This is a genomic window from Pseudomonas sp. P4_C8, assembly GCF_056401975.1.
In genome coordinates this window covers 1-803 of record NZ_JBFUIH010000117.1, presented here as the reverse complement: position 1 = coordinate 803, position 803 = coordinate 1, and the positions used below count along the sequence as shown (strand labels likewise).

Below are 803 nucleotides of genomic sequence, written 5' to 3'. Positions count from 1 at the left end.
GACTACAACTCGACCACCGGTGTCATCAGCTACAGCTACACCCTGGTGGATAACGAAACCCATCCAACCGCCGACGGTGCCAACAGCCTCCCCGAAAACTTCGATGTGGTGGTGACAGACACCGACGGCAGCACCGCGACCAACCAGATCAACGTCAACATCATCGACGACCGGCCTCAAGGCGTGTACGACAGCAACGCCAGCACCGCATCGGAAACCCTGCTGACCCTCAACGGCAACGTCCTGAGCAATGACGTGCAAGGCGCCGACCGCATACCGACCGGCCCCAGCGCCGGCCCGATCACCCCCGGTACGTTTGCCGGGACTTACGGCACGTTGGTGCTGAACGCCAACGGCACGTACACCTACACCCTGAACACCAGCAATGCCGATTTCAAAGCGCTGCACGGCAATGGCAACGGCACGGAAACCTTCGCCTACACCCTCACCGATGCCGACGGCGATTCCAGCACCGCCAACCTGGTGCTGAACATCCACAACGACGACGATCCAGTGACCCTCAACGGCCTCAACGTCTACGGCGGCGAACTGACCGTCTATGAGAAAAACCTCAGCGACGGCACCAACCCGAACACCCCGGCGCTGACCCAGAACGGCACTTTCACCGTGACCGCGCTCGACGGCCTGCAAACCCTCGATGTCGGTGGCCTTCATGTGGTGGCCGGTGGCGTGACGGCGGGCTTCCCGCAATCGATCGTCACACCATTGGGCAGCACGCTGACCATCACCGGGTTCGACGCCACCACGGGCGTGGTCAGTTACAGCTATACCCTGGTGGATAT

1 protein-coding gene is annotated in these 803 nt (G+C 61.6%); it reads left to right on the top strand.

Annotated features, from left to right (window positions below):
- Positions 1-803, top strand: an 803-nt coding sequence (locus AC1DWM_RS30130) for a VCBS domain-containing protein (protein WP_477796893.1), incomplete at both ends; no start/stop codon positions are given.